The organism is Clostridium chromiireducens (assembly GCF_003575225.1).
Lineage (GTDB): Bacteria > Bacillota > Clostridia > Clostridiales > Clostridiaceae > Clostridium > Clostridium chromiireducens.
Window position 1 is genome coordinate 331,211 of sequence record NZ_QXDJ01000004.1, and the last position, 24,449, is coordinate 355,659.

The 24,449-nt window shown below is 30.7% G+C and carries 16 protein-coding genes; 5 read left to right on the forward strand and 11 right to left on the reverse strand.

The genetic code is table 11. The features are described 5' to 3' along the window. Positions 1–148: 148 nt before the first annotated feature. The 5 genes from D2A34_RS17425 to D2A34_RS17445 form a co-directional block, all read right to left on the reverse strand. Positions 149–1,390: a glycoside hydrolase family 16 protein gene (locus D2A34_RS17425; RefSeq protein WP_119367568.1), complete on the reverse strand. Its 1,242-nt coding sequence runs from the start codon at positions 1,388–1,390 to the stop codon at positions 149–151. A 248-nt stretch (positions 1,391–1,638) separates the two neighbouring features. Beyond that, on the reverse strand, positions 1,639–3,267 hold the full coding sequence (locus D2A34_RS27055; protein WP_207669025.1) for a M56 family metallopeptidase: 1,629 nt from the start codon (positions 3,265–3,267) through the stop codon (positions 1,639–1,641). 57 nt (positions 3,268–3,324) lie between these two features. Continuing rightward, positions 3,325–3,714, reverse strand: a complete 390-nt coding sequence (locus D2A34_RS17435; RefSeq protein WP_079440495.1) for a BlaI/MecI/CopY family transcriptional regulator — start codon at positions 3,712–3,714, stop codon at positions 3,325–3,327. A 220-nt stretch (positions 3,715–3,934) separates the two neighbouring features. After that, on the reverse strand, positions 3,935–4,828 hold the full coding sequence (locus D2A34_RS17440) for an RICIN domain-containing protein (RefSeq protein ID WP_119367422.1): 894 nt from the start codon (positions 4,826–4,828) through the stop codon (positions 3,935–3,937). A 362-nt stretch (positions 4,829–5,190) separates the two neighbouring features. After that, positions 5,191–5,424 (reverse strand): hypothetical protein, encoded by a 234-nt coding sequence (locus tag D2A34_RS17445; protein WP_079440497.1) that lies wholly within the window; start codon positions 5,422–5,424, stop codon positions 5,191–5,193. Between the two features lie 336 nt (positions 5,425–5,760). Here D2A34_RS17445 and D2A34_RS17450 point away from each other — a divergent pair, with 336 nt between their 5' ends. From D2A34_RS17450 to D2A34_RS17455, 3 genes are all read left to right on the forward strand, one after another. Then, complete coding sequence (locus D2A34_RS17450; protein ID WP_119367423.1) at positions 5,761–6,855, forward strand: iron-containing alcohol dehydrogenase family protein; 1,095 nt, start codon at positions 5,761–5,763, stop codon at positions 6,853–6,855. 238 nt (positions 6,856–7,093) lie between these two features. After that, on the forward strand, positions 7,094–7,231 hold the full coding sequence (locus D2A34_RS26825) for a hypothetical protein (RefSeq protein ID WP_182629410.1): 138 nt from the start codon (positions 7,094–7,096) through the stop codon (positions 7,229–7,231). Between the two features lie 387 nt (positions 7,232–7,618). Then, on the forward strand, positions 7,619–8,890 hold the full coding sequence (locus D2A34_RS17455) for a cation:dicarboxylate symporter family transporter (protein WP_079440499.1): 1,272 nt from the start codon (positions 7,619–7,621) through the stop codon (positions 8,888–8,890). Between the two features lie 182 nt (positions 8,891–9,072). Here the strand turns inward: D2A34_RS17455 and metH are convergent, their stop codons facing one another. Then, a complete protein-coding gene (gene metH, locus D2A34_RS17460) occupies positions 9,073–12,714 on the reverse strand; it encodes a methionine synthase (protein ID WP_079440500.1) in 3,642 nt (1,213 codons plus the stop codon). Positions 12,715–12,957: 243 nt separating this feature from the next. Here metH and D2A34_RS17465 point away from each other — a divergent pair, with 243 nt between their 5' ends. Then, positions 12,958–13,500 (forward strand): TetR/AcrR family transcriptional regulator, encoded by a 543-nt coding sequence (locus D2A34_RS17465; protein WP_079440501.1) that lies wholly within the window; start codon positions 12,958–12,960, stop codon positions 13,498–13,500. Between the two features lie 63 nt (positions 13,501–13,563). On the opposite strand, the gene D2A34_RS17470 is transcribed toward D2A34_RS17465, so the two are convergent. The 4 genes from D2A34_RS17470 to D2A34_RS17485 all read right to left on the reverse strand — a co-directional run bounded on the left by D2A34_RS17470 (position 13,564) and on the right by D2A34_RS17485 (position 23,152). Next, positions 13,564–16,698, reverse strand: coding sequence for an MMPL family transporter (locus tag D2A34_RS17470; RefSeq protein ID WP_119367424.1), 3,135 nt, complete (start codon positions 16,696–16,698; stop codon positions 13,564–13,566). 335 nt (positions 16,699–17,033) lie between these two features. Next, a complete protein-coding gene (locus tag D2A34_RS17475) occupies positions 17,034–18,137 on the reverse strand; it encodes an MBL fold metallo-hydrolase (protein WP_079440503.1) in 1,104 nt (367 codons plus the stop codon). A gap of 218 nt (positions 18,138–18,355) precedes the next feature. Continuing rightward, a complete protein-coding gene (locus D2A34_RS17480; RefSeq protein ID WP_119367425.1) occupies positions 18,356–20,479 on the reverse strand; it encodes an ATP-dependent helicase in 2,124 nt (707 codons plus the stop codon). A 9-nt stretch (positions 20,480–20,488) separates the two neighbouring features. After that, entirely contained in the window at positions 20,489–23,152 is a 2,664-nt protein-coding gene (locus D2A34_RS17485; protein ID WP_119367426.1) for a DEAD/DEAH box helicase, read from the reverse strand. A 359-nt stretch (positions 23,153–23,511) separates the two neighbouring features. Here D2A34_RS17485 and D2A34_RS17490 point away from each other — a divergent pair, with 359 nt between their 5' ends. After that, positions 23,512–23,811, forward strand: a complete 300-nt coding sequence (locus tag D2A34_RS17490; protein WP_119367427.1) for a hypothetical protein — start codon at positions 23,512–23,514, stop codon at positions 23,809–23,811. Positions 23,812–23,923: 112 nt separating this feature from the next. Here the strand turns inward: D2A34_RS17490 and D2A34_RS17495 are convergent, their stop codons facing one another. Further along, a complete protein-coding gene (locus D2A34_RS17495) occupies positions 23,924–24,157 on the reverse strand; it encodes a DUF2249 domain-containing protein (RefSeq protein ID WP_079440507.1) in 234 nt (77 codons plus the stop codon). Positions 24,158–24,449: the final 292 nt, after the last annotated feature.

Consider the following 24,449-nt stretch of genomic DNA (forward strand, 5'->3'; position numbering starts at 1 on the left):
ATTTTTAATAATAAAGTAGGATATTGAGTTAAATAAAATTCTATTAACTGCAAAATAGCCTGCAAAAACTTCATGAAGATGATATGATGTAAAAGATCACCAAATGAAGTTTATGCGGGCCTTATATTTATAGATTTATCTCTGTTTTTTAACTCCTTATTCCATTGTAATTTACGTAATACCCATCTATTATTGTATTAGACGCCATTTTTCCATCACCATAATAGAAATAGTACCAAACTCCATCTATTTTCTGCCATCCTTTTTTCATAATTCCTACAATTCCGCTATCTCCGCTTGTATTAAAGTAATACCAATAACCATTAATCTTTTGCCACCCTGTTCTCATAACCCCAATACTGCTTGTATTACTTTCATCTAGATAGTAATAAGCATCTCCTCCAAGATTTATAAATCCTGTTGCCATCTGCCCATTTCCATAGAAATAATAGAAATTTCCATTATCATAAAGCCAACCCGTTTTCACTTTTCCATCTTCACCTAGGTAAGACCAATAACCAGTATCTTCATCTTTAAACCACACATTTCTTGCTTTGATTTTTGATGAATTATCATGATATACACGTACATAATCAACATACATTTTTGCAGGGAATTCAGTTAACGAATCAGGATTTTTAGGCCAATTTCCGCCTACTGCCATATTCAAAACTATAAAGAATGGTTTATGATATGAAGTAGTTCCATTTACACTGTTAGTAATATCATACTCAGCATACTTAGTACCATCTACAAACCATTTAATAAAGTTTGGACTCCATTCAACGGAATAATTGTGATATTGAGTAACATCAATATTTGTTTGACCACCATAAGATTTATATTGTGCTCCATCATGTGCATTCCAGTGAGCAGTGCCATAAATATTCTCAGTAAAATTTATATGTTCCATAATATCAAGCTCACCACAATCAGGCCAATTAACAGAAGACATATTTGAGCCCAACATCCAGAATGCCGGCCAAAGGCCTTGTCCCTCAGGAAGCTTAATCCTCGCTTCAATTTTTCCATAAAGAAAGTTCTGTAATCCTTCAGTTTTTAAACGTGCTGAAGTATACTGACTACCCTTGTATGATTCTTTTCGTGCTTCAATAATAAGATTTCCATCTTCAACTCGTGCATTTTCAGATCTATCAGTATAATACTGAAGTTCCTTGTTTCCCCATCCATGTCCATCAATATCATAAGTCCAATTTAATGGATTAATTTTATCTCCATTGAATTCATCACTCCAGGTAATCTCCCAGTTATCTGTTTTAGTTTCAGCATCTGCTTTTGAAGATATTATATTTATGCTGCTTGCTAAATTTAACGTAGTTATAATTGTAGTCGATATTGCTAGTCGTAAAATTAATTTACTTGATTTCATTTTATTTCCCCCATTTATCTTTAGTTCAAACTAAATTTTGAACCAAATATACTATACTTCACAATAACCTTATAGTCACTTATTATATACTAGTACTTTACGCGTAATATAATTAATAATTTCTTAGATTATAGTATTATGGTAAACTTTACCGTAATCTAACCATTTCGTATCGTTAATTATTATAATTAACGATACGAAAATCAGCCATACACTCACATTGACTATGTCAATGTATAGCTGTAATTTTATTTTTCTCCAACGCGAACCAGTTCCCACTTTTGTGCATTTGTTCCATTATAAGTGTAAACATCAACGTTAGAAAAATTATCTGTTCCAGCTGCATATACATCCAGAGCCTTTTCACTACCAACATTAATCAATCTATATGTGCCATCACCATTAGTTATAATGTTCCACTTTTGTGCTGGCGTCCCATTTTCGCTAAAGATATCAACATTAGTGTAATCATCGGCTTTAGCTGCATATACATCTAGAGCCTTCATACTATTAGTATTGATTAATTTATATGTCCCATCTGAATTTCGAAAAATACTCCACTTTTGTGCTGCTGTTTCATTATCTTCATAAATATCTACATTAGCATAATCCTTTGTCTCAGCTGAATATACATCTAGGGCTTTTCCACTTCCAACATTAATTATCTTATAAGTCTCTCCTGATGATATACCATCGGTATTTTCAACGTCCTTTTCAGCTTCACTAGGATTAATATCATTCAATTTTTCTATACTACTAGTAGGAGTTTGAATAATATTATCTTCATTTAAAGCTTTCACTGCTAAATTGTTTGTAAGTATTACAATTGCAGCTATTGTACCTCCTAGTATTGTTTTTGCAGTCATTTTATAAGATCCTTTTTTAAATCCTTTTATCATCCAAATTCTATTTTTTATTTGATTATTAGTTTCAAAAAAAACTGGAACTTGTGAATAATTTCCCTTATTTAAAAGCATTCTCGAAAGAGTTAACAGTGTCATACCATAATCTGTATTTTCATCTTCTCTAAGTAGTTCAAGAACGCAAGCATCACAATCATATTCTCTATACAATCTCATTTGCTTAATTGCAATCCATACAAAAGGATTAAACCAATGTACTATTAATGCAATTATGCTAAGACAGTTATAAATTAAATGTTTCCTTTTATAATGCACTAATTCATGCAAAAACACATGAGAAAGCTGCTTATCATCCTCGATATCCAATACATATTTTGGAATATAAATTTTAGGTTTCATTATGCCTATAATGCAAGGACTTTTAAATTCATCATACACATATACCGGAATTCTTGATTTAATATTGAGCTTATTTTTACATTCATTAACTAAAGTTAAAATTCCAGGATGTACATATTCCCTTATATCCTTAGTTTTTCTTTTCAGCATAAGTGCAAACCTAAGTAACAGTAAACTTGAAATCACAAATCCTATGGCCCATATACATGAAATAACCTTAAAAACACCTGCCGTTACATCTTTATTATTTTCTGGTAGATTCCTGCTTAAATTTACCTCATTGCTGATATAGTTATTGTCTTTACCAATAATGCTGATATTATTTTGTTCATTAATTTGAGATTCTTCACTTGTTTTATTTAAATCGACTACTTCATTTTGTTCTTGTACAACGCTCCCATACCTTTCATATACCATATTTAATAAACCTATATTGGTTCCTGGAATAACAGGTATAAGGAGCTTTATTAATACCAACGTCCATAATACATTTTTAGCTCTTATACTAAGACCCTTATTAAATATTTTTAAGAATAGAATTACGATTATTATAACTACACTTGCTGTTAAAGAAGATTGTAAAAAACTCAAAAAGATTCTCTCTAATAGTTCCATAACCCCATATTCTCCTAATGGCATAAAATTTTCTAAACAAGAAATACAGTCCTTATTTTAATCAGGTAATTTTTTCTCTTTTTTGTCCTTAAGTATATTCTCTAACTCCTCAATCTCATTAATTGATAAATTCTCTTCTTCTAAGAATTTAGTAAAAAGCATGTTTAAAGCTCCATTATATACCTTTTTAAGGAAAAATTCATTTTCAGATTTGACACATTCATCTTCTGAAACTAATGGATAATAATTGTAAACTCTACCTGTCTTTTCGTAACCAATGGCTCCTTTTTTAATAAGCCTTGTAATAAAAGTTTTTATAGTTTGATCAGACCAATCATTATATTCTGATAGTGAGGCTATTATTTTTTCTGAAGTTAATGAATTTGTTTTCCACAAAAGTTTCATTACCTCCCATTCTGCTTCAGAAATTTTAGGAAGCTCCTTCATAACCTTTCCCCCTTTCTCTCGTGATTATCATTTGTAAATATCATTTCAAGTTTATTCCTCTAACTTTTTCCTGTCAATCCTTAGTTTACTTAATAATAATTTGGGGAAAATAGTAACTATTTCACGATAGCTTTGTAGGTTAAATAGCTACTATTCTTTCTTATTAATATGCTAAAAAATTTATATATGGAATTATTTGAATAAATACTTACTATAATTCTTAACCAATACGAACCAACTTCCACTTTTGAGCATTTGTTCCGTTATCAGTATAAACATTAACATTAGTGTAATTGTCACTTCCACCTCCATATACATCTAGTGCTTTCCCACTACCAACATTTATTATTTTATAAGTGCCATCATTATTAGAAATTATATCCCACTTCTGTGCACTAGTTCCATTCTCAGCATAAATATCAACATTAGAATAGTTATCTTTTTGAGCTGCATATACATCTAAAGCTTTCTTACTTTTTGGGTTGATTAATTTAAACGTTCCATCTGGGAATTGATAAATAGTCCATTTTTGGGCTTCTGAATTATTATCCTCATAAATATCAACATTAGTGAAATTATCTGTATCAGCTGCATATACATCTAGAGCTTTTCCACTACCAACATTTATTATCTTATAAGTTGCTCCAGATTCTACTCCTTTAGCTGTACTTCCATAATTCTGAATCCACGCGCCATCGGAACCCACTTTATACTCTATACCATTTGTTATTATAGTAGTATTTTTTAACACAACTCCTGATTGATAAAAATACCATCTTCCATCAGTACCTTTTTGCCAAACACCCTGTGTATCATTTGTTTCACTTGTTCCAGTCCATGCACCATCCGAACCTAATTTATACTTATGCCCATTTGTTGTTACTGTTGTATCTTTTTGCATCACTCCATCACCATCAAAGTAATACCATACTCCGTTACTATCTTTCATCCATCCTGTTTGATATGATCCATTTGTTGTGACATAGTACCAATCGCTATTCTTTAGTACCCATCCTGTTTTAGTTGCAGCACTAGATGCCATTGGTAAAGCTCCTAATAATGTTACAGTTGTTAACACTGCTGCTATAGTTTTTTTGATAAATATATTTTTCATTTTAAATCTCCCCTTAATTCAAAAATAAATCTACAGATGTAAACCATAATCTAAGTTTACATCTGTAGATTTAAATTGTCAATATATAACTTGGATATAATTTCTATATTTAAGAATTGTTTCTCAAACATTATTGTTATTATCAAAACTATCCAAATGCTTTTGTAAAATATTATGTGTTTAGGTCACTAAATTTACGTAGATTAATTTTTTATAAAAAGTAGAGACTTACCATTAAATTAGATAAGCCTCTACTTTTTAATTAATCTTAATCAAAATAATTATTATATATAAAAATCCTATGTAAAAATGATATTTTAGACAAGCCATCATATTATTACAGCTTAAGAACTAAATATACTTTACTTACATGATTTTAATAACAGTTTATTATGCTTTTTCATATCTTCAAGTTCAGTTAGTATTGTTGCATCTATAACAGCCATATTTTGATTTATCATTTTTATTTTTTCCAAATCACTAATATAGTCCTTATATAGATTTAATACTTTCTTGTATGCTTTCCCTTGCATTACAAGTAACGCTTTATATTGCTGATTGGTTAAATTGACCAATTCTAATTCTTCACTTGTCATGTCATACCACCCTTTCATATAAAATAAATGCTAGAAATTTTCTAGTAAGATACCAATCACATATTTAGGATAATATTATTATTGGTATTTATATATCTAATATACTATTCGTTCTTTAATCTGATTTTCTGACCAAATCTAGAAAATATTATATAAAAATATAGCATAGATTTTACTTATAGCAATATATAATTTAAAATTATCTTATAGTAATAAATCGATAGATTAACATATATAAAAATATTTAATATTAATATCATTTAGTTTTGTTATTTTTTATCTTTTAGGTGATATTTATTACAAATACTAATATAGAAATTGGAAGGACGATAATTTATGGAATTTAAATATTCAATGCCTACAAAAATATACTTTGGTAAGGATTCAATTTTAATAAACAAGGAAGTGTTTAGCTCTATAGGAAGTAAATCTTTAATTGTTACTGGGAGAAATTCTGCAAAAAAGAATGGTTCATATGATGATGTTGTTAGAGCACTTTCTGAAGTTGGCGTTAAGCATGTTCTTTTTGATCAAGTTGAAGAAAATCCTTCGTTAGAAACTATAGAGAAAGGCGGTAATATCGGTAAAACAAATAATGTAGACTTTATTATTGGAATAGGCGGAGGCTCACCTATGGATGCTGCTAAAGCTATGGCTATTTTTATTAAGAATCCAGAGATAAATATAGATAATATTTTTTGTGGAAAACAACTAGAAAGTATTCCTGTCGTTGCTGTAGCAACAACTTCTGGAACAGGCTCAGAAGTTACTCAGTATAGCATTGTAACTTCAAATAAAGAAAAGACAAAGAAAAATTTAGGACAGTCAATATTTCCAGTGGCCGCTTTTCTTGACAGCAAATATACTTTCAATTTATCTTATGATATAACTGTCAATACAGCTATAGATGCATTTACGCATTTAGTTGAAGGATATCTAAATTCTAATAGCACTTATATATCAGACCTTTATGGTGAAAGAGGCTTTGAATTATTTAAATACTGTTTTGAAAAACTTATCAGTAAAAATTTAGATGATGAATTCAGAGACAAGGTTATGCTGGCATCAACCCTAGGAGGCATGCAAATATCTCAAACTGGAACTTCCTTGCCTCACGGCATGGGCTACCCACTTACCTATTTTAAAGGACTTCCCCATGGTTTAGCCAATGGAGTTCTGACAATAGAATATTTAAAATCATTCAAGAACAAAACTAAAATTGAAAAAATGCTAAACATTCTTAAACTAAATTCATTAGAAGAATTAGACGAAATCTTCAAAAAATTATTAAATATAAATATTCAGGTAACCGAGGAGGAAATCATTGAATATTCAAAAGCACTTGTTTCTAATAAAGCTAAACTAAAAAATCATCCTGAAGAAGTATCTTTAGATGATATAGTAGAAATTTATAGTAAAAGCCTTTTATAGTGTTCTTCAACTATAATACAACAATTATTATTTTAGTTTTCGAATACCTTAACGGATATACATCCTTCTATCGGCATCATTAGTTTAAGTTTATATACTTTTAAATTTATGATACAATATAAGAATATAATCATATAATCAAAATAATTATGTGATTTATTTTAGGCACATGAAATGAAATATACTAGCGTACTTGCTTGTTATTTTTATGAAAAAGCTCTGGATTGGAGGAAGAAATATGAATGATAAAAATATAGAAATGATGAAAAAATTAATAGAAGAAAAGAAGCAAAAAGGAAATAATACCAAGAATAATGAAAGACCTAAAAAGGTTATAGGGAGAATGTTATTGCATAGCGGAAGAACAACGCAGTAATTTTATATATTATTTTTTGATTTTCCTGTAACAAAAATAGAGGACATGATTTCACTTATAAATCATGTCCTCTATTTTTTATTGCTTTTTATCTCTAACTACTTAAGCTTCTCAAACACTCTACGATGACCAATTACAAAATAACGGCATTATTACATAACAAAAAATAGCAATGTTATCAATTAATTGAACACTAGAAAAAATATATATTCTTCATTTCTAAAAATGAATTTTTTATAGAGACAATATTCATTATTTATGTTATAATTCAAAATGTTGCTAAGGTTTCTACATAAATTTGCAATTTATTGCATCTCAAATGTCATAATGAACCTTATTTTTTATTTATTTTATAAAAATTTTAAACTTAAGCAAAGGAGAACATGTATGAAGAAAATTAAATTTGGTCTGGCATTACAAATTCTTGTCGGACTTGTACTTGGAATTATTGTAGGTGGATTTTTTTATGGTAATCCAGCTGTTGAGGCATATTTAAAGCCTATTGGAGATATTTTTATTCGATTAATTAAAATGATTGTTGTTCCAATAGTCTTTTCATCCCTTGTTGTTGGTATCGCTGGAGCAGGAGATATTAAGCAAGTAGGAAGACTTGGAGGAAAAACTATTCTTTATTTTGAGATAGTAACTACAGTTGCTATTGTTCTTGGACTTTTTATAGCTAACGTTGTTCATCCTGGAACAGGAATAAATATGCAAGAACTTACTAAAGCTAGTATTGATACTTATGTAGCAACTTCTGAAAAAGTGGCTAATCATAGTTTTGCAGATACTTTTGTAAATATTGTGCCTACTAATATTTTTGCGGCCCTTACAAATGGAGATATGCTTGCAGTTATTTTCTTTTCAGTTATGTTTGGTTTAGGAGTTTCTGCAATTGGAGAAAAGGGAAAACCAGTTCTACAGTTTGCTCAAGGCACAGCTGACGCGATGTTTTGGGTAACTAATCAAATAATGAAAACAGCTCCTTTTGGGGTATTTGCTTTAATTGGTGTAACAGTTTCTAAGTTTGGACTTTCATCTTTAATTCCACTTGGAAAATTAGTTGTTACTACTTATGGTTCAATGATTCTATTTATACTAGTAGTGTTAGGATTAATTGCAAAATTTGTTGGGACTAGCATCTTCTCAATCATTAAAATTTTAAAGGATGAACTTATACTTGCTTATAGTACTGCAAGTTCTGAAACAGTTCTACCTAAAATCATGGAGAAAATGGAGAAATTCGGATGTCCTAAGGCAATTGCAACCTTTGTTGTACCAACAGGTTATTCTTTTAATTTAGATGGTTCTACACTTTACCAAGCTATTGCTGCTATATTTATAGCACAATTATATGGTATTGATTTATCTATAGCTCAGCAAATCAATTTAATGCTTGTGCTAATGCTTACTTCAAAAGGTATAGCAGGCGTTCCGGGAGTATCTTTTGTAGTTCTTCTAGCAACTCTTGGTTCTGTTGGAATCCCACTAGAAGGCTTAGCTTTCATAGCAGGAATAGATCGTATACTTGATATGGCTAGAACTGTTGTAAATGTCTTAGGTAATTCTTTAGCAGTAGTTGTTGTATCAAAGTGGGAAGGAAAATATAATTCCATCAAAGCTCAAGAATATGTAGAATCCATAAAAAAGGTCGCTTAATATTTTTTTAAGAATAAATTAGTTAAGTATTAACTTTTTCTTATTTTTACCGAAATAATTTTACATATCTAGATTATAAAAATAAAGGACAATTAGGAGATATAGTATTTCCCAATTGTCCTTTGTTTTTAATTAATCTAAAAATTATTCTGCTAACTTATGTATAACCTTATTATTTAAATTTAGTCTATAAGTGTATACATAAGTTTTTTAAGTTCACCTTTATCCCTGCCATTCCTTTGAGCATAATCATCAAACTGATCCTTATCTATTTTGTTAATGTCAAAATACTTAGCATCCTTATTTCCAAAATAAAGACCACAGGTACTTGCTGTAGGTGACATCATATAGCTGTCAGTAAGCTCTACTTTAAGCTCACCTTCTTTATCAAGCAAGTTAAACAATTTAACTTTTTCTGAATGGTCTCTAAGTGAAGGATAACCAATTGCAGGCCTTATTCCTCTATAGTTGCCTTTAAATATATCATCCATAGATGAGTTTTCATCTGGGGAATATGCCCAGAATTCTTTTCTTACTTTAAGATGAATATATTCTGCAAAGGCTTCTGCAAGTCTATCAGCAAGTAAGATAACCATTGTCGCATTATAGTCATCACCAGCAGCTTTAAGTTTATCTGCATATTCTTTTGCGCCTATTCCACCTGTCGTAATAAAGCCACCTATATAATCCTTTATTCCACTAGTTTTAGGTGCTATAAAATCTGATAAACACATGTAAGTGTTATCTTTTTTCTCCTCTTGCTGTCTAAGAAGATTAAAGGTACTTACTTCTGAATTATTATAAATCTCAATATCATCTCCAATAGAATTGGCTTCAAAGATACCAAAAGCTGCATTTGCTTTTAGAATATTCTCACTTTCCATTTTATCAAGCATTTTTTCTGCATCAGCTAATAGTTTCTTCGCTTCTTCACCATACTTTGCATCTTTCAATATCTTTGGATATATCATTCCCATATCCCATGCAATGAAGAAAAAGCTCCAGTCTATATACTTTCTTAACTTTCCTATAGGAAAATCAATATATTTCTTTATACCTAACATCTTAGGTTTATCTATCTCTTCTTTATCCCATTCCTTCTTAAAGCTATTTTCCCTTGCATAATCTAGTGGGACAAATTTTTTAGGTACTTTATTGAAGAGTTCTCTTATTGATTCATATTCAGCTTCCAATGATTTAAGGTATTCAGCTTTTTTCTCTTTGTTTAAAAGTAATTTAGCAGCTTCAACTGCTTTTGAAGCATCAGTTGTATGAATTACTCCACCTGAATACTTTGGTGCAATTTTAATTGCTGTATGAGCTTTAGATGTTGTAGCTCCACCAACCATAAGTGGAATTTTAAAGCCCTGCTTTTCCATCTCTTCCGCAACAGTTGCCATTTCTTCTAAAGATGGAGTTATAAGACCGCTTAAAGCAATTATATCTGCATTTTCTTTCTTAGCTGTTTCTAAAATAACTTCAGTTGGTACCATTACTCCAAGGTCAATAACTTCAAAGTTATTACAAGAAAGGACTACTGATACAATATTTTTTCCTATATCATGAACATCACCCTTTACAGTTGCAAAAACTACTTTTCCCGCGCTAATACTTCCGCCGCTGCTTTTTTCTTCTTCTAAATATGGCATTAACACTTCAACAGCCTTTTTCATAACCCTAGCACTCTTTACGACTTGAGGTAAAAACATCTTGCCATCACCAAAAAGTTTACCAACTTCATTCATGCCATCCATAAGAGGTCCTTCTATTACTTCTAAGGATTTACTATATTCTGTTCTTACTTCTTCTACATCTTCCTTAATATATTTATCTATGCCTTTTATTAAAGCAGTTTTTAATCTTTCTTTGACATTTTCATTTCTCCAAGCTTCCTTGTTTTCTTCTGCTTTATTATCTACTTTGTTATAGCCTGCTGCAAATTCTAAAAGTTCATCTGCTGCATTTTCACTTTTATTAAAAATAACTGCTTCTACTTTTTCAAGTAAAGCTTTATCAATTTCATCATAAATTTGTATCATTCCTGGGTTAACAATTCCCATATCCATTCCATCTTTAATTGCATGATACAAAAACACCGAATGCATTGCTTCTCTTATTACATTGTTACCTCTAAAGGCAAAGGAAAGATTACTTACGCCACCACTTACTTTTGCATATGGCAAATTTTCTTTTATCCATTTAGTTGCATTAATAAAATCTACTGCATAATTATTATGTTCTTCTATTCCTGTAGCAATTGTTAGGATATTGGGGTCAAATATTATATTTTCTGGAGAGAATTTAACCTCATTTACCAAAATGTCATAAGCTCTTTTGCAGATGCTGATTTTTTTCTCATATGTATCTGCCTGCCCATTCTCATCAAAAGCCATAACTACAACAGCTGCTCCGAAATCTTTTATAATGGTTGCCTGTCTTTTGAATTCCTCTTCTCCCACCTTAAGACTTATAGAATTTACAATTGGTTTTCCTTGAAGCGCTTTAAGTCCAGTTACAAGGACTTCAAATTTAGATGAATCTATCATTACTGGTACCTTTGAAATTTCAGGCTCACTTGCTAAAAGTTTTAGAAAATTATCCATCTCCTCTTTAGCATCTAAAAGTGCATCATCAAAGTTTATATCTATGACTTGAGCTCCATTTTCAACCTGATCTTTTGCTATAGATAAAGCTTCTTCATAATTCTTTTCTCTTATTAACCTTGCAAATTTCGCTGAACCTGCTACATTTGTTCTTTCACCTATATTAATAAAGTTATTTTCCTTATTTGCTCTAAATGCTTCTAAACCACAGTAAACAGATTCCCTCTTTATATCAGGTAGTTTTCTAGGTGGTATATCTTTTATAGCTTCACTAATTGCTCTTATATGATCTGGAGTTGTACCACAGCAGCCTCCTACAATATTAAGACATCCATCCTTTGCTAAACTTTTTATTAAAGATGCAGTTTCTTCTGGTCTTTCATCATATTCACCAAAAGAATTTGGAAGTCCTGCATTTGGATAAACACTTATATACCTATTTTGAGTTTTTGAAAGAAATTTTACAAATGGTATTAAATCCTTTGCTCCAAAGGAACAATTTAGACCTATTGCAATTATACTTTCGTCTACCATGGTGTTTGCAAAAGCTTCTAAAGTCTGACCTGAAAGAATCCTTCCGCTTTTATCCGCAATAGTCCCAGATATTATTATAGGTAAGTTCTTACCTTTTTCTAAAAATGCAGACTTTGCTCCCATAAGGGCAGCTCTGGCATTTAATGCATCAAATATTGTTTCTATAAGTATTAAATCTGCTCCACCATCAATAAGACCTTGAACCTGTTCTTTATAGGCATCTACCAATTCGTCAAAACTTATATTCCTATAGCCTGGATTTTCAACGTCTGGAGATAAAGAGGCCGTTTTATTTGTAGGTCCAAGTGACCCTGCTACAAAACGCGGCTTATCTGGAGTTTCAGCTGTAAATTTATCTGCAGCAGCTCTAGCTAGCTTTGCGCCTTCAAAATTAAGCTCATATATTTTATCTTCTAACTCATAGTCTTTTTGAGATATACTCGTACTATTAAATGTGTTAGTTTCAATTATATCTGCTCCAGACTTTAAATATGCTTCGTGAATTTCTCTTATTATATTGGGACTCGTGAGATTTAAAATATCATTATTTCCTTTTTGGCTGCAAGAGAAGTTTAGATTACCTCTAAAATCTTTTTCTTCTAATTTATAATTTTGAATACAAGTCCCCATAGCCCCATCTAGCACCAGTATTTTTTTTTCTAATAGATCTTTTATTCGTAATTTCATTAGTTTACCTCCCCAAAGTGCATTATCTGAATAGATCAATTTTAAAGCATTTATTATAAATATATCAATATATTTTTCAATAAATGATTATATAACGATTGTACCATACTATGATGATTTTAGAATAATATCTAACTAGTAAATTCAAAAATGAACTAACTTATACAAGTTACCTTCTTTCACATATAAACTTAACACATTTTGCATACACTAATAAGGATTCCTTCCTTGGAGGTTTTTACTATGGAAAAAAAGAAGATAGATAGACGGATAAGACGAACTAAGAAGGTTTTAATAGAAGCCTTAACAAAACTTATGTCTGAAAAGAAAATAAATAATATTACAGTAAAGGAACTTACTGATTTAGCTGATGTTAACAGGTCAACTTTTTATCTTTACTATAATGATATATATGATATGTTAGAAAAGATCGAAGAAGAATTATTCAACGACTTTACAGAAGCTTACGAAAAATTTTCAGAAGAAACTACTACTTATGATAGCTTATTATCTTTCTTAGCTTATTTACTTGAATTTATAAAAATCAATGCTGATATGTTTAAAATATTACTTGGTCCTGATGGAGATTATGCTTTTATAGATAGATTTAAAAATTTTATAAAGCATACCGATTTTCCACTAAACAGTTCATTTTCTGAAATAAAAGCTTATTACTATATCCCCTACACCATATCAGGCTTTATTGGAGTTGTGCAACAGTGGCTTAATAATAATATGGATGTCTCCCCTAATGATTTAGCAATTATTATAATTGAAATGCTTTAAATATGTACGATAGGAATTTTAAAAGGTGCCGCTAATTAACGACACCTTTATTATTTATTTAATTTAGATTTCTTCAATATAGTTATTCTTTTTCATTGCTTTCGAAATCTCTTGTATTTTAGTATTTGATTTTTTTGAAATATCTTCTGATATTGACATAAGCGCTGGTATAGCAACTGGAAGTAAAACAAACGCTAATAGGAACAATCCTATTACAACAGCTATTGCTAGTTCCATTAATATAACAATATTAGATGGATACAATGTAGCAAAAGTTCCAGCTAAAATAATAGCTGCTGACATTACTACTCCGCCTATTTTTCTTGATGCTATTATAATGGCTTCTTTTGCTGAAATATCTGAATATTCCTTAAAGCGCATCATTAGGAATATACTATAATCAACTCCTAATGCAGCTATCATAATAAATGAGAAGAAAGGAACATTCCATGATAAACCTTCTGCTGCACTACTAAATAACATTTTTGATATAAAACCTGTTGCTGATAGAGCTGCATAATAAGCTACTCCAAGGGAACCCACTATATAAACTGGGATCCAAAATGATCTTATTATAATGACAAGTAGTATAAATATAGCTCCAAGTACTATTATTTGTGTAAAAGTTATATCGTGAGTTGCAACATTGCTTAGATCATTAGAATTAGCTGTTGCCCCTGCAACTCCATATTTTACACCAGAAAGTTTTGTACCGCTAAGATTGTTTTCAACTACTGTGTTTATATTATCTATAAGATTAATTGAAGCATCAGAATACGGCTCTGAATCTAAAGTTATAGTTAATTTAGCTATTTTTCTGTCGTCGGACATATATGCATCGAACATTTTAGTTATATCTGCATTATTAAAGGCTTCATCAGGAATATAAAAACTTTTAGTGTTAGTAAGTTGATTTAAAAAATCATTACTCTTATCAATCCCATCTGATATGCTTGATAACCCATTGCTGCTTCCATTTAATCCATCCTTTAGTTGTGTCATTCCTCCACTAAGATTGTTTAATCCATTATACAAAGTATCTTGGCCTGTTTTAATTTTATCAGCGCCACTTCTTAGCTGCGCCATACTTTTTATAACTTGTTCTTGTCCACTATTTCCTTGTCTTAGTCCATTTGAAAGTGCTTTTGCTCCATTCTCAAGTTCATTAATACCTTTTACAAGCTCTGAATTTGTGCCTGTGCTATCTATAACTGTTTTTAGCCCCTCATTAACTTGTTTCAAGCCAGATGTTAAAGCATTATAATTTTTGTTAGCATTGTCCATTGCTGATGTAATGCCGTCTAATGAAGCCGATAACTTGTTAGACATCTCTTTAAGGGCAGCTACGTCTGGATCATTAGGTAATTTTGCATCAATGTTATTAATACTTCCCTTCATAGCGTCTGACAACTGTTTCAATTGAATTATAGATGCTTCCAAAGATTTATACCCGTCTCCAAGTGTAGTATATCCATTATTTATCTCTGTAATTTTGCTTGAAATATTCTCAAGTCCGCCATTAATGCTTGCGACTCCGGTTTTAAGTTTTCCGATACCTGTTGCAAGATTGTCTGCACCATTGGCTCCTTGTGCAATACCATCATTTATTTTTACTAATCCGTTAGTTATAGCGTCCATTCCACCCTTTAGATTTCCTGTACCTATAGATAAATCTTTAACTGATGAAAAATCAGGAGCGTATAAACTATTATCCATCTTATTTAATCCATCTTTAACCTTACCAATACCATCATTTGCGCTAGATAATCCATTAACTACAGTATTTGTTTGTTTATTTGTATAAAAATTATCTATCATATTTCCCATAGGCTGAGTTGGACCAGATACTTCTTTAATACCCTTTATCCCTTTAAGTTTTTCAGTAAGATTATCTATTATCGCTAAATCCTCGTTATTATCTAAAGGCTGCTCGCTCTCTAAAACAACAGTAGTCTGCATAACCTTCCCTGCACTAAATTTATCTGTAATAATATTAAACCCTTTTACAGATTGATTTGTCTCACTTAAATCTTTAATATTATCAAAAGACAATTTATTTGCATTAAACGCTATTATAGGAGTAAGCATTATTGCTACTACAAGTAAAGAGATTACTGGATGTTTAACTGATAACGAAGTTATTCTGCCCCATAAACCATTTTCTTTATGACTATTTATTTCTTTTGATGGCCAGAACAATTTACCGCCCAAGAGCTTCATAGCTATAGGCGTAAATGTGAACATTTCTATTAAAAGAATAGCTATACCTATAGCAACAGCATTAGCTGATTTATATATAGAAAACTGTACAAAAGTTAAACTTGCAAAAGCTATTAAAACCGTCAATCCACTATATAGTATTGTTTTACCTGAAGTTTTATAGCTAGTTACTATTGCTTCATCAACTGACAAGCCATGGGACAACTCTTCTTTAAATCTATTAAGTAAAAGTATATGGTAATCTGTCCCGATTCCAAATAACACTAAACATACAAACATTTGAGTAAAATTTGTAGCCGGAAAATTAAATTGATTAACCATTACTCCAATAATCCCCATAGAGCAAATATATGATAATCCTACAGCTAAAAGAGTTACTATAGGTGTAACAACTGAACGGAACATAAGTATTAATACAACCAATATGAATCCCACAGTTATAATAGCACTTTTATCTATACTTTTTGCCACTTCATTTTGATAATCATTATTTATTGCAAGTGAACCTGTAATATAATGATTTACTTTGACATCTTTAATCGCATCATTAAAATCCTGCATAACTGTATTCCTGTCTCTTTCACCTTTTTCAAAGGAAACTGATGCGAGAACAGTTGTATTATCTTTTGATATCATCTGATCTTTGGCTTCTGGTTTGCTAAAGGGATCTATGATATCAGTTATTTGTAATTGTTCTTTACTTTGATTTAATTTATCTATACCTTGCTTAATATCATTCATTTCATCGCCTGAGAGTCCTTTATCGCTGCTAAACACTAGTAGCAGTGAATCCCCCTTGGATGTGCCCATCTTGTTTATCATTTCTTGTGCGACTACAGATGGTGAATTTTCACTTATTGTAGCTTCACCTTTTTGACCAAGTATTTTATTGAAATTTGGTTGATTAAGAGTGAAAACCACTGTAGCTATAATCCATACAATCAATATACTAAAACGATGTTTTAATATCTTCCTCATAAGTTTCTCCTCCGTTTAATAGTTATTGTTTTACCGACATGAATTTATTATATTTAGATGCATTTCTTATTTCAATCATCAATGTTGCACCAGCCTGTTGAATATAAGACACATTAAATAAAACTGTCGATTATCTTAGATTTACTTATGAAAAATAATATAAGCAATTTATGAAAAGATTAGAATCAATAATATTGCATATCCTGTATAGGAAATATTTATATTTGGTTCTTCGAGGTTTATATGAAAATTAGGTTAATCCACCCGGTATAAGATCATCAAGTCCTAGGCATACTAACAATATATTTTTCCCATCTTAATTTGTAAATCTTTTATTAAAAATCCCACCATGAATTAATAGGAACATTTATATTTGAATCCAATAGTACAGTTTCCCCAATTTTAGGGGCTATTAAATTTACTTCTGATCTCTTTGCCTTTTTTATTGCCCGGTCTATTGGTTCCTTCCAACCATGATAAGCTAATGTAAATGCACCCCAATGCATTAACATCATATTCTTACCCTTTACATCTATATTTGCATTGACTGCTTGTTCCGGTGTCATATGAATATTCGACCAACGCCTATCGAATTGAGCCCCCTCAATTAAGGTGATATCTAGCGGTCCATATTTATCACCGATTTTCCTAAAATGTGAACCATATCCGCCATCTCCACTGGTATATAAACGTATATTCTTTCCAATAATTATCCAACCACCCCATAGAGTTTCATTGGAATCAAATAACCCCCTTTTTGAAAAATGTCTTGATGGTGTCAGAGCAATTGTTAAGCCTTGATAATCCATTTCATTCCACCAATTAAGTTCCGTAATTTTTTCTTTTGGAATTCCCCATCTCATTAAATGAGAATTTACTCCAAGAGGGACAAAGAAATGTAATACTTTACTATTCAGCTTTACAACAGATTGATAATCTAAATGGTCATAATGGTCATGTGATATAAAAACCGCATCAATAGGAGGAATTTTTTCTATAATATCCATCATATTTTCACTATATTTATATCTTTTACTTCCTGCAAATGAAACTGGTGATGCAATAGGACTTAAAATTGGGTCCAATAGCAACTTTTTATTATTAACGCTAAGTAAGAAAGACGAGTGCCCAAGCCAAGTTAAACTATCCTTTTCACATTTGATTTTTTCCCAATCAATTGATTCAACAGGAATTTCACAATGAGGATTTCGATTTTCATCACCTGTAATCGAATCTTTAATCATTGATAAAATATTCGAGAAACTCATGTTCAAACTCGTCGGAGCTTCATTTACAAATTTCCCGTTAACATAATTATTAAATTGCTTATACGACTCTTTTTGTTCATTAGTTGGCTTTCTTCCAAAGGCTGGGTTAAATTTTAGAAATAATACAATGCCAACACAAAATAATATTAGAAAACTAAATACATATAACATCTCTTTTTTCTTATTCCTCCTATATTTTCATTCGTTCATATTACCTTATTAATTAATTTATAAGTTATTTAAAACATGCTTTTGCTTTACTTAAAATTAGAACGTATTTCTATTAGTTTCTGTAAATTTATAAAAATTATGCCACCAGAGTCTTATCCTGATGACATTCAAATATAAAAATATATTTAACCTATGACTACTATCCGAAAAGTTTCACTTTATAAAAATTCCAGCTCGCTAAAGGCTTTTATAAATTCTTTTACTCCATAATTCTCAAATTCTACTTCAACCATCATATCATCTTCATTAAGAACTTTTCCTATTCCATATTTCTTGTGATTCACCCATTTAATAGGTTCATGATTTATTTCTTCCACTACTGATATATCTGCCGGTTTAGAAACTACTGCTTCCTCTGTCCTATTTACTATTTTAACTATTGACTCAGTAACTACTGCCTCTTCTTTCTTTCCGTGAGCCTTTGCCTCTTGAATTTGCTTCTTCAGTTCTTGTAAATTTACATTCTCACTTTTTACCTTATCATTTTGTATTAGTTTTTCTGGAATCATGTAAATATATCTACTTTCTCCCGGGGCTACTCTTTGATAATCAGGATTTGTATAATAGGAAAGTTCTAAATAATCTTTTGCTCTTGTAATTCCAACAAAAAATAATCTTTGTTCCTCTTCTTCCTCCATATCTCTTGTATGCAATGGAATTAATCCATAATTTACACCTGTAATAAACACATATGAAAACTCTAACCCCTTTGATGCATGTAATGTCATCAGCTTAACCGAATCCGTCTCATTAGTTATGTCCTTCTGCAAAATATTAACACCATATAATGCTGAGGAGTTTATAAAATCTCTTAGTCCATTTAAAAATGGAACTTGCTTTTCCTTCACATATTCCATAATGATACCTAGTAAAGCACAAATTGATTCTTTATCTTCATTATATGTAGATGCAGTTGGTCTTATATATTTGTCAAACTCAAAATAAGTATAAATCTCACCTGATTTAGTAATGTTAGAACATTCATTAAGAAAGTTATACATTTTTTCAAGTAACTCTGACATAATTATGTTATGCTCTTTCACTATTTTTCTTGCTGCCTTTTCAGTCATCCTCTCCCCATAATCCTTATTGCTAAGAACATATGTTGCGGATGACAAATCATTAGTATTTACGCAAAAGCGCAATAGTTTAATAATCCAGTTTAATACAGGAATGTCGCGTATAGTCTTCTTCATGGATACTTCAAATGGAATTTCATTTTTTAAAAATACATCTTCGAAAACTTGAGACTGATTTTGAAGTCTGTAAAAAATTGCAATCTCCTTATATGGCACACCTGCATTATGTATTTCCTTAATCTTATCTGCCAGATAACAGGCCTCATTAAATGGGTTATATTGATTTTTTACTACAATTTTATTTCCAGCTTCTCGTGCTCCTATTAAGCTGTCTCCATTTTGCTGAAAACATCTTGCTGCTTCTAATATAGAACTGCTCGAGCGATAATTTATTGGAAGAGATAGTTCTCTTGCATTATATCTATGCTTTAATGTATAAACCACATTCAAGGAACTTCCACGCCAGCTATAAATAACCTGATTAGGATCACCTACTGCAAATAATTTGGTGTTCATGCTCTTTAATTTATCAATAAAATCAAGTTGTAATTTATCGCTATCCTGAACCTCATCAATAATAATCCACTTTGGCTCTATCTTATAATCCTCTAATAAAATATTTGCATTTTTCAATATATCTGAAAAGGTCATCTTATTCTGTTTTATTTTTTCTTCTTTTAATAACTCAACCAGGTTAAATATGTCATCATCATAACGTGAAATCTTTTCTTCTTCTTTCTCAATAGACATTGCCTGCTCTAGCCTTTTTATTAATCGGTTCTTATACTTAATTTTGAGCTTTTCTTCCTGAATGATCTGCATAGCAATATCTAATTCTTCTTCTGGATCTATTACAAGAAATTCCTTATCGTATTCTATTTTTTCAACAGGTAATACATTTTTAAGCAAATGTAGTGCAACACTATGAAAGGTTCCAAAACCCTCAAGCTCTTCTAATTGTATACTATCATCAGAAGCGATTAATCTTTCTTTAATCTCATTTGCTGCTTTGTTAGTAAAAGTCAGTACAATCATATCTTTATAGCTAATGTTTTTTGCATAATGGAGATATATAATTTTTGAAATTAATACTGTAGTTTTTCCACTCCCAACATTTGCATTTACAATACATGCATTACTTTCATCTAACACTGCTTCTTTTTGATATTCATTTAATCTCTTTAATTCTTTTTCATAATGCATAGAAGCCTCCTACTCAACAAGATCTTCATATCTTCTTTGTAATTTATTTTTTATGTTTTTCCTGTCTTCGTCTGTCTCTTCAAGTCTAGCTCTTAATTCAATTCCTACTGGAGCATCTGTATGAAAAGAAATGATATTTATTATACTCTTTTTATTGCTTTCTTCCATCACCCATTCCCTATAAAAAGCATTATTTAAAACTAAGGTTAAAGTACGATTGTCTATTTCAATTTCAGGAATTGTGCTTAAAAACTTAGCAAACGCATCTCCATTCTCTTGCATATATTCACAGAATTCTTTCCATTTTTCCTGTAATTCTTCAAACTTGAATGGTTTCTTAATAAATGTTGAAGGAGCATATTGAACTAGCTTGATATCTTTTGGTGCCTCTATTTCTTCTAATAAATTCTTTAGTCCCCATAAAACCATAGCTTTATCTAATTGATAATCTCCAATGCATGCAGCACAACCATTTTCACATTTGCATCCACCAACCATCTTAATTGCATCCTCAATGATCTGGGCAGTTAAATCAAATACCTTTTCTGCATAACCGAGACCCCCTACATACTTATCATAAATATACATGTATACTTCTTCATCATAATTTTGTCTTATTTCTATTGCATTATTAGACATTACAACACCAATGTCTTCCTGCTCTGTCATTGTGGCCATCATTGCTGCATTTTTTATAGCAAAACACACACCTTCAAAATGATTGTTTCTTATAACCATTCCATTTTGGCTTTCTTGAAGCAGTCTTCTATATACTGTAACAACATTATCAGGAATCATTATCCAAGTACTTTCTGTATCATAATCCTTCGATAATGGTTTTTCTAACTGTTCAAAACCTAGATTCTGATGATTATGAAATTGCAGCTTTTTGTACATATAAACTATTTCATCAACATTTACATCACCAAATGTAACTTTAGTGCGTTTATACTCCATATCCTTACTGCCTTGAATAATCCTTATATTCGTGATACCACCAGGCATTGTGTAATAATTCCCATTAAAAGGAATCGCAAATGCAGTTCTACTTTCCAAATCAAGTTTTATAACTTGATATTGAACACCATCATGCATATAGATTGCCCCATTATGAACTTCACGAAAGGCCTGCATTTCATCCATTTCTGTAATCTCTTTATTATTATCTTTATTAATCAACTTGTATCTAGCTTTATCAATATTTCTTAAACTAAAATCTCCTGCGGGAAATGAATTACCGCTCCACGCAAACTTTCCACTTTGATTAGTTAATTCACTTGCTCTAATTAAAACAGGAATTGTTTCACCTAAATCTGGAAAGATAGAAATATCATCTAATGTTAATGGTATTTCAGCTGCTGCTGCACGTATATGAGCAAGCTCTATTAGAAGATTATTCTTATCAATAACTGCATTTTCACTTCCGCTTTCGAAGAGCCAGTCTGGATTAATTGCTATATACTGATCAAAAGGAAGATTATCAAGAATCAGATAATTGGTAGACTCGCTTCCACTTCTACCTGCTCTTCCACTCTGCTGCCAGAAAGATGCTCTGGTCCCTGGATATCCAATAATTACTGTTGTATCAATTTTCCCAATATCTATTCCAAGCTCTAATGCATTGGTAGATACGAGTCCTCGTAAAACGCCTGTAATCATTTTATTTTCAATTTCTTTACGCTCCAGAGGTGTATAGCCTCCCCTATATCCAGATATCTTATCTTTCAAGGATGCTCCAAAGAAGTTCTCCGTCTCTAATTTATCTCTTGATTCTTTTAATACTACTTCAACATTTCTTCTTGATTTAGCAAAAGCAATAAAACTATTATCATTTTCTACTAAATCAGGTAGTAAATCAGCAGCAACTGAGGTTGATTGTACTTGCCCATAATACTTTTTATCATTTCCCATAATCTTCGGAGGTTGTACAAGCAAATATTTTTTCTGTGGAGCCGGTGAACCATCCTTACTAACTCTAATGAATTTCTGTCCACAGATTTCTTCTGCTAATTCAACAGGATTGGCTATGGTTGCTGAACTGCATAGATACTTAGGTGATGAAATATAATATCTGCAAACTCTTCCAAGTCTTCTAAAAACATTTGCAAGATGTGAACCAAATGCGCCTCTATAGGTATGAAGCTCATCAATTACTACATATTTAAGATTAGAAAATATAAAATCAAATCCAAACTTGCTGTGATTCGCTAAAAACGCAGCATTTATCATTTCTGGATTAGTTAAAATAATATTAGCGCTTTTTCTTATTCTGCTTCTTTCATTTACAGTGGTATCCCCATCGTATACACCTGCTGAAATCCTATTATCCCCGAAATATTCTAAGTATGGCAAGATGGCACGATACTGATCACTTGCAAGTGCCTTTGTAGGATATATAAAAATTGCTCTTGCAAGAGGATTTGATAAAATTTCCTGAATAACTGGCAGTAAAAAACTAAGAGTTTTCCCACTGGCTGTAGATGTGGTTATTACAATATTATTTCCCTCCATTGCTTTTTCAAACATTTCTGCCTGATGACAATATAGCTTACCAATCCCTTTTTCAGAAAGGTATCCACACAATTCCGTTGACAAATTACTTGGGTAATCCACATAAGTAGCTTCTCTTTTTGGTATTGTTTTATTATATATTATTAAATCGCTTATATTCATTAAATATTGCTCCTATTCTTCTAAGCACGATCAAAAAATAACAGACCAGTATGGCAGCCTATTTTGCACCATAGTTAATTAATTTTTCATGTGCTCAAATTACTTTATAATTATATAACAAAGTTATTAATAATTACATCTTAATGCAATAAGCGAAAATCTACTATAAGTGCATTTATTAAATCAATTCGTTCAGTAAAATGCATTCCTATTGTAATCTTATCTAACTTCTGTATATGAAAAAACTAGCAATGTTTAGTTATAAATAAAAAATTGTTAAGTATTTAACTCTAAGCAAGAATATAGTAAGTAAACCTATACATATAATTTAGTAAGATTATTATATTTTGAGGTATTGAATGAATGCTAAACAATTAACCTTCCACCATTTGTTATATGAAAAAATAAAAGAAAGTCATAAACACTATGCTAAGAAAATTTTATCTGAATTATATCCAGATAAGTCATTAAGCCAATTTAATATTCTTTCAAAATTCTCCAAAAAGCATTCCAAACTTGTAACTGCGTCTATTAAAGATCTTGAAGAATGCAATCTAATTAAGAATTCTAATACATCTAAATTGTCACCAAGTGAAAAACAATATATACTTACCAAGGCTGGAAAACAACTCGTTGAAGATGATGGTAGTCTCTTATAATATGAAAAGGCTAGAAAAATTTCTAGCCTTTCTCTATTTAAAACTTCAATTGGATTCTTAATTTTTGCATATCCGTTTTAATTTCCTCTTTTTCGATTTAACTGCACATTCCTTATTTCTTCGTAATTACTATTCTCCATACCTCAGGCCCCTGCTCTAGATACTCCCACTTAAACTTTTCAGGAACCTTTGACATAAAATACTGATAAAGAGGACGTGGATCATGATCATTTATAAGTTCCATTTTTTCATCTAAATTTAGTTTTTCAAAAGCTTCAAAAATAATATCCTTCTTACTTCCTCTTTCTAGAGTCCTAACATCTATGCTTGTAGCAAAATTGGACATACTTGACTTCTCCTTTCGTTTTCCCTTATTAATCAATTTATTTAGCTGATATTATTATAACCATATGTTTATATTTTAAGTGTGATTTATATCACAACATGATATAACAATTAAGGATATTTCATGATTGAAATATCCTTAATTGTTATATTAAATTTATTATAATACGCTTTGTTTGTTTTTATATAGAAATCTTCAGAAAATCATATATAATTTATTTAACTGAGTAAGTATACAAATCTTATTCTATATTTTTCAACTGTTGTTTTAAAGCTTCTGCTAGTTGCGCAAG